Source organism: Sphingomonas sp. Leaf67, assembly GCF_001421965.1.
In the GTDB taxonomy this organism is placed as follows: domain Bacteria; phylum Pseudomonadota; class Alphaproteobacteria; order Sphingomonadales; family Sphingomonadaceae; genus Sphingomonas.
The window spans coordinates 122,930-139,933 of sequence record NZ_LMLP01000025.1; the positions used below are offsets into that span (position 1 = coordinate 122,930).

The window sequence follows — 17,004 nt, forward strand, 5'->3', positions numbered from 1 at the left end:
CATAGGCTGGGAGTATCCGCCGCTACCCCCGCCCACCCATCCGGGCCAGCGCCTGCGCGATGGTGGTGCCGCGATCGTCGAGGGGAGTGGAGAGCGCGAGCTTCACGATTCGCCCGGCCGTGGCGACGTCGCCGTCGCCCGCCGCCAGCATCGCCGCTGCCAGTCCGCCGGCGAAACTCTCCCGGTCGAGCCGTAGTGCCACCGCCGTGCGCCGCCGGGCGGCGTCGAGGTCGCCGGCGAGCAGGTCGAGCACCGCCAGCGATCCATGGCCTTCCGCGAAGCTATCGTCGATCGCCAGCGCCCGGTCGAACCGCGACCGCGCCGTCGCTGCATCGCCGGCCAGCAGATGCGCCCAGCCGGCGGCGATCCATGACCCGAGATGCGATCCGAACCCTTCCGCCCCGCGATCGAGATCGGCGGTGGCGGCGGCGGCATCCTGCCCCGATAACGCCAGCAGCCCGCGCCCGACCCGCGCGCGCGGATGGTCCGGCTGCACCGCCAGCACCCGGTCGAACAGCGCCCCCGCCGCCGCCGGATCGGCCGCCTCCATCGCCAGTGTCGCCTGCGTCACCAGCCCCTCCGGGTGATCGCCCGCGCGCCCGGCGGCTGCGCGGGCAAGGTCGAGATCCTCGAGATCGATCGCCAGCGTCGAGATCGTGGCGTTGACGCCGGCATGGTCGGGGAAGCGGTCGAACGCCATGCGTGCGACCGTCTCGGCGCGGTCCATGTCGCCGCGATCATGGAGCAGGCCGATCAGCAACTGCGCCGCCTGTGGCAGTTCGGCGGCAAGATCGTCGTCGAGCAACGCCACCGCATCGTCGGTTTCGCCCTGCATCGCCAGCGACCGGGCAAGATTGTAGCGCACGCCCGGCGCGTCGACGCCCGCACCGGTCAGCGTGCGGAATGCGGTGGCGGCTCCGGCCCAATCCCGTTCCGTCATCGCCGCCAGCCCGGTCAGGTGCTCGATCGCCGGCGACGGCCCCTCGATCGCGCGCAGCCGCTCGATCAGCGCGCGCGCCTCTGCCGGACGGCCGGCGGCGATGGCGGCGTGGGCGGTGTCGGCCAGCAGCGCGACATTGGCGGGATCGACTGCGAGGAAGCCGGCAAGCTGGTCGTATTCGGTCATCATGTCCCCTGGTCCAACCGGACGATATCGAAGGATTTGAGCGTGATCCGCATCGGAATTTCGGCGACCGACAGGACCGACAGCGTCGGCAGGCTCCGCCGCGTCAACGCCTTCAGGTGGCGGCGCAGTTCCGCCCCGCACAGCAGCACCGGCGCGCGGCCTTGCTGGAACATTGCTTCGGTCAACGGCATCAGTCGGCGGATCAGTTGTTCGGCGAGGCGTGGTTCGACCGCCATCGACCCGCCGCCGCTCGCCGCGCCGATGCTGGCGGCCAGCTGGTTTTCGAGGCGCGGGTCGAGGCTCAATACCGCGAGATCGCCATGGCGACCGCGCAACTGGTGGCAGATCGCATAGCTCATCCGCTGGCGGATGAGTTCGGTCAGTTCGATCGGGTCCTTTTGCGTGCGGGCAAGGTCAGTCAGATGCTCGACGATCAGGTCGAGATTGGCGATCGACACCCCTTCGGCCAGCAACGCCTGCAACACCCGCTGCACGTCCGACACCGACAGCGTTTGCGGCACCAGTTCCTCGACCAGCCCCGGCTGCCGCCGCCGGACCCCGTCGAGCAGGCCGACGACGGTTGCGCGGGTCAGCAGCGTGCCGACCTCTCCCCGCACGATCTCGCCGAAATGGGTGGCGAGTACGGTCAGCGGGTCGATGATCGTGCAGCCAGCCGCCTTTGCCGCATCGGCCTGTGCGGGGTCGATCCACCATGCCGGCAGGCCGAAGGCGGGGTCGGTGGTGGCGATGCCGTCGATCGCAGGCTTCTGGCCCTGTCCTGCAACCGCCAGCACCTGATCGGGATGGATGTTGCCCGCGCCATAGCGTGCGCCGAACAGGCGGATTTCATAGCCATGGCTGCCAAGCCCCGCGCTATCCTCCAGCCGCACGGCGGGAAAAGGCAGGCCGAACTGTTCCTCATGCACCCGGCGCAGTCCGGCGATCCGGTCCATCACCAGCGCGCCATCGCCGACCCATGCGCTCGACAGCGCCTCGCCCAGCCGGATTTCGAGCGCGGGGGAGGCGGTCGATTCCGCCGCGACCTCCTCGTCGACCGGTTCCGCCGCGGCCTCGGCAGCCGCCTTGCGGATACTTCGCCAAGCGACGAAGGCGAGGGTGCCGATGACGATGATCGGCCATTTCGGCATACCGGGCAGCAGCAGCAAGGCACTCAACACCGCCGTGACGATCAACGGGATGCGCGGCACCGATCCCAGCTGCCGGAACACCTCGGTCGACAATTCGCGGTCGGAGGCGGAGCGGGTGACGATGATCCCGGTCGCGATCGAGATGATGAGCGCGGGCAGTTGCGTCGCGATGCCGTCGCCGATGGTCAGCAGCGTGAAATGGCCGAGCGCCTCGCTCCATTCCATGCCCATCTGCGTCACGCCGACAATCCAGCCGGCGATGATGTTGATCAGCAGGATGATGATCCCGGCGATCGCGTCGCCCTTTACGAATTTCGACGCACCGTCCATCGCGCCATAGAAGGACGCTTCCTTTTCCAGCCCCTTGCGCCGCGCGACGGCTTCGTCGCGGTCGATCAGGCCCATGTTCAGGTCGGCGTCGATGCTCATCTGCTGGCCGGGCATCGAATCGAGCGTGAAGCGCGCGGCGACTTCCGACACGCGCTGCGCGCCGCTGGTGATGACGACATATTGCACGACGACGAGGATCGCGAACACGACCAGCCCGACGACGAAATTGCCGCGCACCGCGAACGCGCCGATCGACCCGATCACCGCCCCGGCATCGCCGCCGGTCAGGATCAGGCGGGTCGCCGCGACGTTCAGCGACAGGCGGTAGAGCGTCGCGACCAGCAACAGCGACGGGAAGGTCGAGAACTCGACCGGCTTGCCGACATAGAAGGTCAGCAGCATGATCGTCAGCGCCAGCCCGAAATTGGCGATGATCGCGAGGTCGAGCAGCGCCGGCGGGATCGGCGCGAACAGGATGACGAGGATGCCGATCGTCGCGGCGACGAGCGCCAGATCGCGATTGGCGGCGGGGAATGCGGAAAGGCGCGGCAGGATGCCGGTCGACATAGCGGGTCAGCCCAGTGAGACCGCGCGGGCGCGGCGAAGGTCGATATACAGGTCGGCGACCGCGGCGTAGCGGTCGGGCGGAATGGCGCTGCCCACCGTACCGGCGCGGAACAGCGCGCGGGCGAGCGGCGGGTCGGCGATGATCGGTACGCCTCGGCGGATGGCGTCCTCGCGCAGCCGCAGCGCGTGCAGGTTGCGACCCTTCGCGGCGACTTCGGGCGCGATCATCGCGCCTTCGTCATAGCGCAGCGCGACCGCGAAATGTTCGGGGTTCACCACCAGCAGGTCGGCCCCGTCCAAACTGCCCTTGCCCTGCGCCGCCATTTCGCGGTGCAGTTCCTTGCGGCGCTGTTTCTGGCGCGGTTCGCCCTCGCGTTCGCGGGCCTCGCGCGTCACCTCGCGGCGGCTCATCCGCATCTGCCGGGTGAACTCGCCGCGCGCGAGGATCTGGTCGAGGATCGCGATGGCGACCGCGACGATCAGGAACGCGAACACCAGCCGCAGTCCGGCGGCTTCCATGGTCGCGACCAGCCGGTCGCCATCGGTCGCATTCTCCGCCAGATGCGCCACCGCCCAGCGCGCGACCATCCATGTCGCGGTCGCATAGAGCGCGAATTTCAGAATGCTCTTCAGCGTTTCCTTGAGCAGCTTGAGCGAAAACAGCCGCTTAATCCCCTTGGCCGGGTTGAGTCGGCTCCAGTCGGGCTTGAGCGGGTGGAAGGTCAGCAGGAACCCGCGCAACTGGATGAGTTCGAGCAGGATGACGATCCCCGCCATCGTGCCACCCAGCAACGCGACCGGGGCGATCGTCCGGCGACCGAGTGTGCCGAGCATCTCCGCGGCACCACCCGGCTCGCTCGCACCGGCAAATCCGCCGGCCAGTGCGATCCGCATCGCCTGCGCCAGCGTCGCGATCAGCGCCGGCCCGGCGATCAGCGCATAGGCGGCGAGCGTCAACAGGCTGGCAAGGAAGCCTAGTTCGATGCTGCGCGCGACATTGCCCTTTTCGCGCGCCTTTTGCAGCTTGAACGGGGTGGGTGCCTCGCCGCGATTCTGGTCCTGTTCGGCCATCAGCCGATCCGCGCCATCGTATCGAACGCCGCCGACAGGACGGTAACGAACAGCGACCCCGACAGCGCCAGCGCGATCGGCAGGACGATCATCGTTGCCAGCGTCTTCACCTGAAAGCCGAGCAGCAGGACGTTCATCTGCGGCAGCGTGCGCGACATGAACGCGATGGCGAGGTCGAGCACCAGCAGCACGACCAGCAACAACCCCGCCAGCCCCAGCGCGATCAGGAACACGCCCGACACATAGCCGATCAGGATCTGAGGATCGGTCGCCGTCAGCGCGCTGCCCATCGGTGCCCGTTCAAGCGACGCCGCCCAGATTGCCAGCAACCGCGCCGGGCCGTCGGTGGCGAAGAAGATCGCGCCGGCGGCATAGGCGAAGATCGTGCCGACCAACGGCAATTGCGCGCGCGTCGCCGGATCGACCAGCACGGCAAGGCCGTACCCCGCCTGAATATCGATCGTCTGCCCGGCGACCAGCAACGCCGCGAACGCCAGTTGCAACGCCAGCGCCAGTGTCGTGCCGAACAGCAATTCGCCCGCCGCCAGCGCGATCAGCCCGCCGGCTGGCGGCGCGGCCTGCCACGTCGCCGCCGGATTGCCCGCGACCAGCCATGCGGAAAGCGCGATGGCGAGGCCGACCCGCACGATCGCCGGAATGCGGATCAGCGTGAACGGTTGTGCAAAGGCCAGCGTCGGGACGATGCGTAGCGACAGCAGCAGCGTCGCCACCGCTTGCGGAACAAGTGACTCCATCAGTTCACCAGCGTCGGGATGGCAAGGTACAGGTCGCGCGCGAAATCGGTCATCCGCGTCATCATCCATGGGCCGAGCAGGATCAGCAGCCCCGCCGCGACCAGCAGCTTGGGCACATAGCTGAGCGTCGCTTCTTGGATCTGCGTCGCGACCTGAAACACGCTGACGACGATGCCGATCGCCAGCGTCGCGATCAGGATCGGCGCAGCCACCATCAGCGACTGCCACAGCATATCGTCGAGCAGATTGAGCGCCCGGTCGGCTTCCATCGATCATCCCGCCTGTCGGCGAAGCCCCGGCTCCGCCCCCGTCGTCCATCTACCGCGACGCCGTCGATCGTGCCCGTCGAACTTCGTCCTAAACGAACGAAAAACCTCCCCGACAAAGCTTTCAAGAGCGGTTGGCCCACGCGCCGGCCGCGCATTTTCTTGGGGGATTTGCGACCATGGTGGCCATTTTCACGGGCGCGGGAACGGGGTTCGAGCGCGGGTCGGGCAATGTGCTGGGCGGGGCGGGAACGCTGGGGCAGGCGGCGCTCGGCCGCTCGGGCGAACAGCTGTTGCTGAACGCCGCCAACGGCAATCTGATGCTGATGCAGCAGGACGAATTGCTGCTGGGGCGGGGGCCCGACGCGGCGATCAGCCGGACCTATAACAGCCAGGGCGATCTTTCCGACGAAAATGGAGATAATTGGCGTCAGAGCACCGATCGCAGCCTGTACGGGCTGACCGGAACGGTCAACACCTTCGGCTCGACCGTGAAGCGCGCTTCCGCCGACGGTTCGGTGTTCACCTATGTCTGGAACGGCACCGCCTATCGCACCACCGATGGCGCGGGCGCACACGACACGATCACCTACAGCACCGCCGATGGCTGGAAATGGACCGATGGCGACAGCCAGGTCGTCGAAACCTATGGCTATAACTACCGCAACCACAGCTACATTTCCGAACAGCGCGATCCGAGCGGCAATGCGCTCACCTTCGCCTATGCCGATGGCAAGCTGACCGACCTGCGCACCGCCAACGGCGAACGCATCCAATATGGATACAGCGGCAATGCGATCACCGATATCCGCACCTTCACGATGCAGGGCGGAGTCGAGCGGATGCAGACGCGCACCCGCTACGCCTATGACAGCCTCGGCCGGTTGGGTAACGCGACCGTCGATCTGACCCCGGCCGACAACAGCGTCGCCGACGGCAAGAGCTATGGCAGCGCCTATACCTATATCGGCGATACCCGCCTGATCGCGTCGGTCGCGCAGACCGACGGCACGCGCGTCGATTTCGAATACGACAAGTACCGGAGGGTTACCGCGGTCACGCAGACTGTCGACGGTTCGGCAACGCGCGTGACGCGATTGAGCTATAACGCGGACAATACCACCATCATCGATCCGGCGGGGCAGATGACGCGGCTGGATTTCGCAGGCGGCGACTTCGCGCTTGCCGGCGGAACGTGGGACAGCGGCAATCTGACCCGGCAAGCCGACACCATCAATGGTGCGGCGGCCACGCGCTATATGGTCCAGACTGGCGGTCAATGGGCTGGTATCTCACAAGGTTTTCCCGTTACCGCCGGGGAAACGATGACCTTCGGCATCAGCCTGAAGGCAGTTGGCGACATCACTACCCAGAATTTGGGTTTGTATTCGGACCAGACCGGCTGGGGTGTTCCGGGCATTTCCGTCGCGCGGATCGTATCGGGTCCGGGGACGATCGAACATATCAATGGCGGCTTTTGGCGCGTTGTCGGCCTGTCGCCGACGGAAGGCACGCGGGTCGAGATCACGCGCACCTATGACAAGACCGGATCGGGCGGCGCGTATTTCTACGTCGACGAAGGCAGTAATTACCGCGCCGGAACCTCGCTGATCGCCGGGGGCCAGACGCTGGTTCGCAGTACCGACGCGTCGTCGCTCGACCGGATGAACGCGACCAAATGGACCGCGAGCAACCTGAACCGCGCGACCGAACCCGCCATCAACGGCGCGGCGGCGTATAAATTCACCGTCAAGACCGCATCCACTGCCGCGAACCTGCAACGCACCTTCACCGCCAAGGCGGGCGAGACGTACAGCTTCCTCATCACGTTGAAGGCGACCGGCTTCGATCAGGGCCATCATCTGGGGCTGGGCGGTTCCACGTCGGCATGGGGGCCGGATGACCTGTCCAGTGCGCGGGTGCTGTCGGGGCCGGGAGCGGTCGATCCACTGTCCGGCGGCTTCTATTCGGTGCGGGGCCTGTCCGCGACCGAGGCGACCACCATCCTGGTCACCCGCACCTATGCCCGCGACGATTCCGCCTATGCCCGGTTGTTCGTCGCGCTGGGGGCCGATGAGCCGGCCGGGGCCGGGGTCATCGTGGCCGGCGTCAACCTGATCGGTCCGGTCGACGAGCCCGAAACGTCGCGCCTGCTGACGAAGATCACCGTACCCGCGACCGAAGCGGGCGCGGCGCAACAGATAACGCAGTTCAGCTACAGCAGCACCGGCAACGTGGCGACGGTCACCGATCCGTCGGGCGGCATCACCAGGATGGCGTATGACGCGGCCGGCAATCTGCTGACCACCACCGACCGGCTCGGCAACGTCGTCACCCGCACCTATGACGCGAAGAACCAGTTGCTGCGCACCTCCGCCAGCGCCGTGTCGGCGGGTGCCGCCGAAACGGTCGCCAGCAACAACGTCTACGACAGCGCCAATCGCCTGCGATACACGGTCTCGGCCGAACGGCGGGTCACGCGCTATACCTATACTGCCAACGGGTTGCTGATCCGCACCGACAGCTTCACCGCCGACATCCCGTCGACCTCGGTGGCGATGACCGAGGCCGCGCTGAACAGCTGGGTAAGCGGACTGTCGGCCAAATCGGCACGGATGATCGTCCGCTACGAATATGATGCGCGCGGTGAAGTGTCGCGGATCGTGCGCGACGGTGCGGCGGACGCCAGTGGCGAACCGCTGACGACGCAGGGCTATACCGAAACCGTGTTCGTCCGCGACGCGTCGGGCCGGTTGCTCGAACGCGTCACCGGCGGGCAGCGCGAGCTGTTCGTCTATGACGGGCTGGGGCGCATGATCGGGTCGACCGACGTGCGCGGCGGTCAGACGTCGATCGCGTTCAACGATGCCGGCGCGCAGACCGTCGTGACGCTGGCCAGCGGCGCGGTGCAGACCTCGACGTACAACCGCGCGGGCGATCTGGTTTCGGTCAGCGAAGCGGGCAGCTATAGCGGTACCGGCACCACCGGCTATCGCTACGATCGCACCGGCCGGGTGCGCATCGCGACCGACAGTTTCGGCCAGAACCGCTACGTCGTCTACGACCGGACCGGGCGAAAGACGGGCGAGGTCGACCCGCTCGGACAGCTGACCGAATATCGGTATGACCAGAACGATCGGCTGGTGGCGACGGTCGGCTGGAGCACAGCACTGTCCGCCGAACAGATGGCGCGGCTGGCCGATCCGGCGGTCGATATCGATGTCGCCACCATCCGCCCGGCGGCGGGTGCGGCCGATCGCTGGGACTGGATCGTCTACGACCGCGAAGGCCGCGTGTTGCAGCGGATCGACGCCACCGGGGCGAGCGTCATCTATGACTTTGACGCGTCCGGCCGGCTGTTGCGCGAAACCGGCTATGCCAACCGGGTCGCAGTCGATGCGCTGAAGACGACGCTGCCGACCACCGTCACCCGTCCCACCGCCGATGCCGCGCGCGACAGTGTGAGCCGCACCTTCTACGACCGCGACGGCAACGTCATCGGCGCGCTCGACGGGGAGGGGTATCTCAGCCGGTCGACCTATGACGCCGCCGGGAACCGCGTGTCGGCGACCAGCTTCGCCAAGCGCGTGACCGATACGCTGCGCACCTCCGCCAGTTTCACCGCGCTGCTGTCTGATGTCGGCACCAACCCGAACGATCGCACCGTCCGCTACGTCTATGACGGACAGGGGCTGCTGCGCTTCACCGTCGATACCGTCCAACGCGTCACCGAATATGTCTATGCCGGCGCACGCGCGGGCGATGCGACCGGCAAGGTCCGCCAGACGATCGTCTATGCGCGGCCGATCGCGCCGCTCGCCAGCTACAGCATGGCCACGGTCGTACAGGGGCTTGCCACGGTCGGCGCGACCGACGACCCCGCCAATCGCCGCAGCTTCGCGGTCTATGACGACCGCGGCAACCTAACCTTCGCGATCGACGCGGCCGGGTCGGTCACCGGCTATGGCTATGACGGCAGCGGCAATGTCGTGAAGACGACACGCTTCGTGGCGAGCTACGCCACCACTACCCTGCCGACGCACGAGACGATGGCCGCGTGGGCGACCGCGAATGGCGGCCATGGTGATACCCGCGTCACCCGCAGCTATTATGCCGCGCGCGGCGAACTGCGCTTCACCGTCGATCCGATGGGCTATGTCAGCCGCTATGATTACGACGCAGGCGGGCGGGTCGTCGCGGTCGTCCGGTTCGACACGGCGATGGCCGGCGCCACCGACGCGACGACGATCGCCAGCGTCGCCGCGTGGCAAACCGGCACCAGCGTCGTCACCACCACGAGCTATGACGCGGCCGGGCGCGTGTTCGAAACGACCGATGCCGCCGGCACGGTCACCCGCTACATCTACAACGTCAACGGCACCGTCCAGTCGACGACCAAGGCCTATGGCACGGTCGATCAGGTCCGCACCCAGCTCGGCTACGACGCCGCCGGCCGGGTCGTCACCCGGATCGCCGATGCCGACGGTCTCCAGTCGACCACGCGCTATACCTATGACGGGTTCGGCAACCTGCTGACCCAGGTTGCGCCCGACGGGACCAGCACGACCAGCTTCGCCTATGATCGTGAAGGGCGGATGCTGACGCGCACCAACGCGCTGGGGCAGGTCCAGGCCTACGACTATGACTCGTTCGGACAGCGGGTGCGGATCGTCGACGAACGCGGCGGGGCGACCTACAGCTATTACGATGCCGCCGGCCGCGTCGTTGCGGTTCGCGATGCCGAAAATTACGTTACCGAGACCAGCTACACCGCGTTCGACCAGATCGCGACCGTCACCCGCCGCAAGCAGCGCGCGGGCAGCGCCGCCGCGATCGGGACGCTGCCCACCGTAGCCGCCGACGCGAAGGACGCGGTCACCCAGTTCGTTTACGACAAGCTCGGCCGCGTCGTGCGGACGATCGATGCGGAGGGGTTCAGCGAGAACAACCGCTACAACAGCTTCGGCGAAGTGGTGCAGGCCACGAACAAGCTGGGCGGCGTCACCTTCCGCTTCTACGACCGCCGTGGACAGGTATTTTCGGAGAACGTAGCGAAGACGGCATCGGACGCCACCGGCTTTGCCCGGGCCAAGACAGCGAAGATTTCCGAATTCGATCCGGTCTATTACGCAAATACCTATGACGATCTGGCCGGAATCGCCAATGATCCGATAGCGCTGCGCGCGCATTGGCAAAATTCCGGTTGGCGGGAAGGCCGCAATCCGAACGCCGACTTCGACACGCGCTATTATCTGGCGAGCAATCCCGACGTCGCCGCTGCCGGTATCAATCCGCTGGAACACTACGCCAATTATGGCGCGGGCGAGGGACGTGCGCCCAACACCCAACTCGTCGCCGGTGCACAGGAGGCGGGCGGCGTTGTCACCCACTACGAATATGACGCGCGCGGCAATCGTACACGGATGATCGAGGCGTGGAGCCTGACCGAACAGCGGACCACCGACTATAGCTATGACGCCCTCGACCGCCTGATTGAAAAGCGCGGCATGGCCGTCGATTACGGCGTGCCCGGCTCCAGCACGAACGCCGGTACCGCACAGCCGACCGAGAAATATCTCTACGACCGCCACGGCAATCTCACCCGCCGTACCGACGCCCAAGGGCGTCACAGCTGGTTCTATTACGACGCGCTCGACCGCAAGAATGGCGAGGTCGATGCCGCGGGAGCGTATGTCACCTATGCGTACGACAAGAATGGCGGGCTGATCCGCAGCCGCGCTTATGCGACCGCGGTCACCACGTCGCAATTGACCACCGAAACCCGCCCGGCCGCGACCGGCGACTATCGCGAGACGACCTACGCCAACGACGTGCTCGGACGGCGGTTGTCGAGCAGCATGGCCAATATCCGCACCGGTGCGTGGGATGCGGCCATCGGCACCTATGTCTACGGCTTCGGCACGGTGACGCAGAGCGTCACCTATGATGCGGCCGGCAATGCCGTGCGCAGCACCGATGCGACCGGCGCATCGATCCTGTCCTATTACGACGCACTGGGCCGCAAGACAGCGCAGGTCGATCAGGAAGGGTTTCTGACCGAATGGACCCTCGATGCCGAGGGTAACGCGCTTGCCGAACGCCGGTACGCCGTGGCGGTTACCGATGCGACCGAAGCCAGCCGGCCGCAGGGGACCGTCAACGCCGACGACCGCGTGACCGAATTCAGCTATGACCGCAACGGCCGCCGCCTGACTGAAACGCGCAAGGACGTTGCGGCGTGGAGCGTCGATCCGACGACCGGCGCACTGACCGACGTCAGCGGCGATGCGCGGATCACCTACAGCTATAACGGTCTCGGCCTCGTCACCTCGAAGCGCGAGGCGACCGGCGATACCACCCTCTACACCTATGACCGTATCGGCCGGCTGATCGGTGAACAGCGCCCCAACCTCATCAACAGCACCACCGACGAAGCGATCCCGCAGGTCACCTATTACTACGACGGCAACGACAATCTGGTTCGCACCGTCGAGGGGGTCGTCGGCAGCACCGATCGCGTCACCACCAACCGGTATGACGCGGTGGGTCGCAAGGTCGCGATGACCGACGCGATGGGGTCGACGCGCTTCTATTTCTACGACCGCGTCGGCAACATGGTCGCGGAGGCCTATTCGCGCCGCAACAGTGCCGGTTCGGTCCTGCGCGAAGGGGCCATCTATCGCTACGACAATGTCGGTCGATTGCGCGGACAAATATCCGCCACCAACTGGACGCAGTCGAGCGCCGGTTTCACCAGCCTGACCACGGCCGGCGCGCCGCCGGAAACGACGTTCAGCTACAACGTCTTTGGCGAACTCGTCTCCCGCTCGATCGGCAACTCGGTGCAGGAGCAGCATGAATATGACGATGCCGGACGCGCATGGCGCAGCACCGGCGGCGACGGAACGTGGCGGTATTTCCTGTATGACGGTGCCGGCCGCCAGACGCTGACGCTCGCAAGCGACGGCAGCGCCAATATCCAGAACCTGTCGCTCGGCAATGTCCTGCGAATCTCGACCCTCGACGGACGTGCGCTCGGCGATCCCGCCAACGGCGTCGTGGCGACCGCCACCCAATATGACGCGCGCGGACAGGTGGCCCGCGTTCACAGTCTGCAACGCGAACTGGCCAGCGGCGTGACCGGCGGTGCCGATCTGCGCACATCGCGCAGCTACACCGCGTTCGGCGAAGTCGCGAGCGAGACCGACGCGCGCGGTGCCACGACCTATTACGGCTATAACCGGATGGGTCGGGTAACCTCCATCGCCCGCCCGGTCGTGCTGGGTGCCGATATCGACGGAACCGGCATTTTCGAATATCGCTATTACGACCTGTCGGGGCGGCTGGCCGGCGCGAAGGACGGCAACGGCAACATCGCGACCCGGCGGCTGGCGGGGGGCACGGGCTATGGCGGTGCCGCCGAACTGGTCACCGCCGAATACCATGCCGATGGCGGCCGCGTATTTCAGCGATACGACGATGCCGGCAATCTGGTGAAGCGGACCGACGAACTCGGTCGCGCGACCTATATGAGCTATGACAAGCTCGGGCGGCTGTTGAACACCAGCAACGTCGACAGCCGCGACATCGCCCACAGCTATACCTATGACTCGCTCGGTCGCCGCCTGACGCACAGCCAGACCGGCCGCGCCACGACCGACCGCGAGACCACCGATTACGACGTGGCCGGACGGGTCACGACCAGCCGCGCCTTTGGCGGGGAGGTGACGACCAACGCCTATGCGTGGGACAGCACCATCAACAGCGGTCTGGGCGTCACCGGCGGCTGGCGGCAAACCACCACCTTCTCCAACAGCAAGCAGACGATCGAGTCCAAGGACACGTTCGGCCGCCTGACGTCGCGCACCGACATGGGCGGCAACGTCGCGACTACCAGCTATGATCAGGCCGGGCGGGTGGCGACGATCATCGGTCTCGAGACGCAGACCTTCGCGTGGCTCAACACCGGCCTGCTCGCCACGCAGACCAGCGACATGGGGTCGGGCACCGTTCGCTCCGTCGCCACCTTCGGCTATGATCAGGTCGGCAATCGGCTGACCGAGACCTTCACCCGCGACAATGTGGTGTACCGCCGGTCGGAAGCGATCTTCGACATGCAGAACCGGATGCGCAGTTGGGCGGATACCAGCGATGCGCTGCCCGCTGCATCGATGGGCTGGGCCTACGACCGGAACGGCAACATCCTGCAGACGATCGCGACGCGCGCGACGCTGAACCAGTTCGGAGGCGTCGCGTCGACCAAAACCGAGGAACGCTGGTTCCGTTACGATGCGATGAACCGGGTGACGCTGGACGGCGGTCGCATGGGTGCGAGCGGCATCGAACGCGGCAGCGGCACGGAAATTACCTACCGCGTCGATGGCAGCCGGGCGATGGCGCTGACCAGCTTCACCGGCTATGCCTTTGTCCGCGACCCAAACTACGGCGGCGGTAATGACCCCCGCGCGATCCGCGCCGCCGCGTTGCCCGGTGGCGACCGGATCATCCGCGTCGCGTATGCGGCGGAACGGCGCGAAACCTATTCTTGGCGCAATGATGGACAGGTTTCGACCGTCCTGTCCGAACAAACCGGCTATTACGAAAATGAGGACGGGACGGTCACGCCGGACGAGATTTTTACGATGGTCGGAGCGGCCGGCTACGAATATGACGTACTGGGCCGGCTGACCCGTCAGACCGACCGGCGCGGCGGTAATGAGGCGGTCTACGACCGGATCGTTACTTACGACGGCAGTGGCCGGGGCCAGATCGTCGCTGAAACGACCGTGACCAAGCAGGGCACGGACACGATAAACACCAGGACGAGCACCGACTATGGCACAGGCACCGACTATGCGCTGGGCGCGGTAAAGAAGGTCACGGCGACCACGACCGTCAACGGTGGCAGCAGCACGACGACGACGACCACCAACAGCTACGAATGGCGCGATGCGGCGCAGCTGACCGGTACCGTCACTACCAAGACGAACGCCAACACCGCCTATACCAGCTATACCTATAGCGGCGTCGGCCAGCTCGATATGGTGTCGATCGGCGGTGATCGTTCGCGCACGGTGACCTTCGTCAACGACCTCGCCGGGCAGGTCATCAAGCGCGACGAGGCGGACAGCAACGCCACCACCGGCGACCCCCACGAAATCTGGTACCGCCATGGTGGCCGCGAGATGGGCTATGTCGGCAATAACGGCAGCGCCTCCGACAGTTATTTCGAATCCATCGGCCGCCGCGCAACCAAGCCGAGCGAAACCTCGACCTTCTCCCCCCTTGGCGGCCAGTCGCACGGAAGCGATTTCGCCGAGACGATCGACCGCATCAACAGCTATGAGACCGGCAGCGCCGGGCGCAGCTATACGGTGCAGGCCGGGGATACGCTCAGCGGCATCGCCGATCAGGTCTGGGGCGATGCATCGCTCTGGTACAAGCTCGCAACGGCCAATGGGCTGGGTGCCGACAGCGCGCTGGTGGCCGGTCAGGTCCTGACGATCCCGGCAGGCGTCGTCCGCTCGACGTACAATGCGGATACGTACCGGCCCTATGATCCAACGGACGTCCTCGGCGATCTGAACCCGAACCCCAAGGCGAAGAGCAACAACAAGTGCGGCGGGTTTGGGAAGATTCTGCTCGTCGCTGTCGCGGTCGCGGCAACAATCTTCACTTCGGGCGCTGCGATCGCCGCGCTCAGCGGGTCGGTCGGTTCGGTTATGCAGGGCGTTGGGACGCTGCTTGCGTTGAAGGGGGCCGCCACGGTCGGCGTCAGCACGCTGATTGCCGCTGGGGTGGCCGGCGGCGCGGTCGGCAGCGCGGTCAGTCAGGGTGTCGGACTCACGCTCGGGATCCAGGACAAGTTCAGTTGGGCCGGAGTAGCGATGGCCGGCCTCAGCGGAGGCGTCGGAGCCGGGCTTGCAGCGGCACCGCTGGGCAGTGGCATCCTAGGTGCCACGACGAGAGGGCTGTTGGGTAACGTGATTACCCAGGGTGTCGCAATGGCAACCGATCAGCAGAAGCGGTTCGATTGGGTCGGCCTAGGCGTGGCGGGCGTGAGCGCTGCCGTTGGCCAAGGCATTGCTGGTAACAGCAAGTCATTTTGGGCGCAGACCGGCGCTGGTGCGGCGTCCAGCCTCGCGGGAGCCGCGACCCGCAGCATCGTCACTCAAACTAGCTTCGGCGACAACATCTTGGCGGTTTTGCCGGATGTCATCGGTTCGACTGTCGGGCGGATTACGGCGCGGGGGGTGGCTCTCACGTCACTCTCGCCCAACAGTTCCGTCAGCGGCACAATGGGACCATATACTGGTCTTCAAGAACTTATAAGCCGTTATCCGGGCGGCGGAGATCTCGTTAACGCCGGTTATCAAACTCCACCTTCGCCAGTTGCCGAGGAACCGGAAATTGTTGTTATCGGTCGACGCCTAGCTGACGAAGCGGCAAAGGCGGGGCGGGGAATATTGGATCGGATTGATCGATTCTTCGATACCAACCTTTTCGGACACAACTCTCACAAAAATACTGAAAATTCCCGTTCGATTATAACGCGATTTTACGAATCTAATTTCTTCAGGCCCTCATCGGACGAGGAAATCGCTCGCGTAGTACGTGGGAAATCGCCGGACGCACCTTTCAATGCTAGTCAGCCAGAGGTCGTTCGGTCATGGGTTCTGCAGCGGCGCTTGTTCGATGGTGTGGCTGGTTTCGTTAACAGCAACTTCGGCCGTGGGAGCGTTTTCGACCGATATGTCGGAACGCCAACGGCCCAAGGCCTGGCATTTACGAACCGCTATGTGGTCGGCCCGGGAACCCCTGTCGATACGCTGGTCAACAAGCCTTTCTACTCCGCCATGGACGCCGTAGCGGCGACGCCGCTGGGTGATCCCGGTGTTATAATGAGCCTGGAGTCCAGCGGTGCATTTGCTGCTGTTGGAGCGTTTGGATCCGGTGTTCGTTCGATAAGCATAGCGCGAGCGGAAGCCGCTGGGACAATAGTCCCAAAGGTTGGCATCCAAGCGAATAGGGCAGCGGGAGATGCGGTCCGGGACTTGATTGCCGCGCGGGAAGCGCCATCAATCGTTGAGCAGTCATTCACTACGGTCGGGGGTGTTCGTCGCGTTGACGTGCTGAAGCTCGGTGATGAGACCTTAGCGATCGAGTCGAAAGTCGGACGGACCTCCTTGGGGAGCCGCGAGAGGCAAGAATTAGCTCGTGATTGGTGGCTTCAGCGCCAAGGCCAAGTTGGCGGCGTAAGGTGGGAATTTACCCCAAGCGGCGTTAACGGGGGCATTGGCCCCAGCCCAGCCCTGCAGCGAATGTTGGATAAACTCGGCTTCCAGACTAGGATAAATCCATGAGCAGCGAAACTTTGATTGCCTACTTCGGTTTGCGTTTTGATATCAGCCTCAATGAGGTAGAAGCACTAGAGGAACGGACTGATGCGCGTGTTACCGCTGCACGTAACTCGGGTATACAATACTATTGGGGAAACTTTGGCGGCCTCCAAGAAAAATATTTGCTATTCGTAGGGGAGGAAATCGGTATATTCGGTCAAGAAAATATTTCTGATATTAGCATACCCTTGAGTGATGCCCGACTTTCGTTTGAAGTTGTCAAGAAAAGACTTGAAAATGCCGGAATTTTTGGCGTTCCTGAGCTTCATCTTAGCTGGCAACCTGACGTTTAGGTAGTCACAAAGGTCATTGGGATGGCAGTGGCGTGGGAATTGGATTTGA

General features: G+C 65.1%; 7 protein-coding genes. 2 read left to right on the plus strand and 5 right to left on the minus strand.

Features of this window, described 5'->3' with window-relative positions; all coding sequences use genetic code 11:
- Nucleotides 1–22: 22 nt before the first annotated feature.
- From ASE90_RS18470 to fliQ, 5 genes are read right to left on the minus strand one after another with little or no spacing between them, the layout of a single operon-like run.
- Nucleotides 23–1,126: a tetratricopeptide repeat protein gene (locus tag ASE90_RS18470; protein WP_156361656.1), complete on the minus strand. Its 1,104-nt coding sequence runs from the start codon at nucleotides 1,124–1,126 to the stop codon at nucleotides 23–25.
- On the minus strand, nucleotides 1,126–3,171 hold the full coding sequence (locus ASE90_RS18475) for a flagellar biosynthesis protein FlhA (protein ID WP_056004474.1): 2,046 nt from the start codon (nucleotides 3,169–3,171) through the stop codon (nucleotides 1,126–1,128). The genes ASE90_RS18470 and ASE90_RS18475 overlap by 1 nt, the downstream gene beginning before the upstream one ends.
- A gap of 6 nt (nucleotides 3,172–3,177) precedes the next feature.
- On the minus strand, nucleotides 3,178–4,242 hold the full coding sequence (locus tag ASE90_RS18480) for a flagellar biosynthesis protein FlhB (protein ID WP_056004476.1): 1,065 nt from the start codon (nucleotides 4,240–4,242) through the stop codon (nucleotides 3,178–3,180).
- On the minus strand, nucleotides 4,242–4,997 hold the full coding sequence (locus ASE90_RS18485) for a flagellar biosynthetic protein FliR (protein ID WP_056004478.1): 756 nt from the start codon (nucleotides 4,995–4,997) through the stop codon (nucleotides 4,242–4,244). Before ASE90_RS18485 ends, ASE90_RS18480 begins: the two co-directional genes overlap by 1 nt.
- Nucleotides 4,997–5,266, minus strand: coding sequence for a flagellar biosynthesis protein FliQ (fliQ, locus tag ASE90_RS18490; protein WP_056004480.1), 270 nt, complete (start codon nucleotides 5,264–5,266; stop codon nucleotides 4,997–4,999). Before fliQ ends, ASE90_RS18485 begins: the two co-directional genes overlap by 1 nt.
- A 176-nt stretch (nucleotides 5,267–5,442) precedes the next feature.
- On the opposite strand from fliQ, the gene ASE90_RS18495 reads away from it, so the two are divergent.
- Entirely contained in the window at nucleotides 5,443–16,626 is an 11,184-nt protein-coding gene (locus ASE90_RS18495) for a LysM peptidoglycan-binding domain-containing protein (protein WP_056004482.1), read from the plus strand.
- Nucleotides 16,623–16,955 carry a hypothetical protein gene (locus ASE90_RS20070; RefSeq protein ID WP_156361657.1) on the plus strand — a complete coding sequence of 111 codons (333 nt, stop codon included), beginning with the start codon at nucleotides 16,623–16,625 and terminating at the stop codon, nucleotides 16,953–16,955. The genes ASE90_RS18495 and ASE90_RS20070 overlap by 4 nt, the downstream gene beginning before the upstream one ends.
- The last annotated feature ends 49 nt before the right edge of the window (nucleotides 16,956–17,004 follow it).

What these genes read in the sequence shown, in the direction of transcription:
- ASE90_RS18475 (WP_056004474.1), bottom strand. Translation starts at nt 3,171, where the DNA reads ATGTCGACCGGCATCCTGCCGCGCCTTTCCGCATTCCCCGCCGCCAAT.
- fliQ (WP_056004480.1), bottom strand. Translation starts at nt 5,266, where the DNA reads ATGGAAGCCGACCGGGCGCTCAATCTGCTCGACGATATGCTGTGGCAG.
- ASE90_RS18495 (WP_056004482.1), top strand. Translation starts at nt 5,443, where the DNA reads ATGGTGGCCATTTTCACGGGCGCGGGAACGGGGTTCGAGCGCGGGTCG.
- ASE90_RS20070 (WP_156361657.1), top strand. Translation starts at nt 16,623, where the DNA reads ATGAGCAGCGAAACTTTGATTGCCTACTTCGGTTTGCGTTTTGATATC.
- ASE90_RS18470 (WP_156361656.1), bottom strand. Translation starts at nt 1,126, where the DNA reads ATGACCGAATACGACCAGCTTGCCGGCTTCCTCGCAGTCGATCCCGCC.
- ASE90_RS18480 (WP_056004476.1), bottom strand. Translation starts at nt 4,242, where the DNA reads ATGGCCGAACAGGACCAGAATCGCGGCGAGGCACCCACCCCGTTCAAG.
- ASE90_RS18485 (WP_056004478.1), bottom strand. Translation starts at nt 4,997, where the DNA reads ATGGAGTCACTTGTTCCGCAAGCGGTGGCGACGCTGCTGCTGTCGCTA.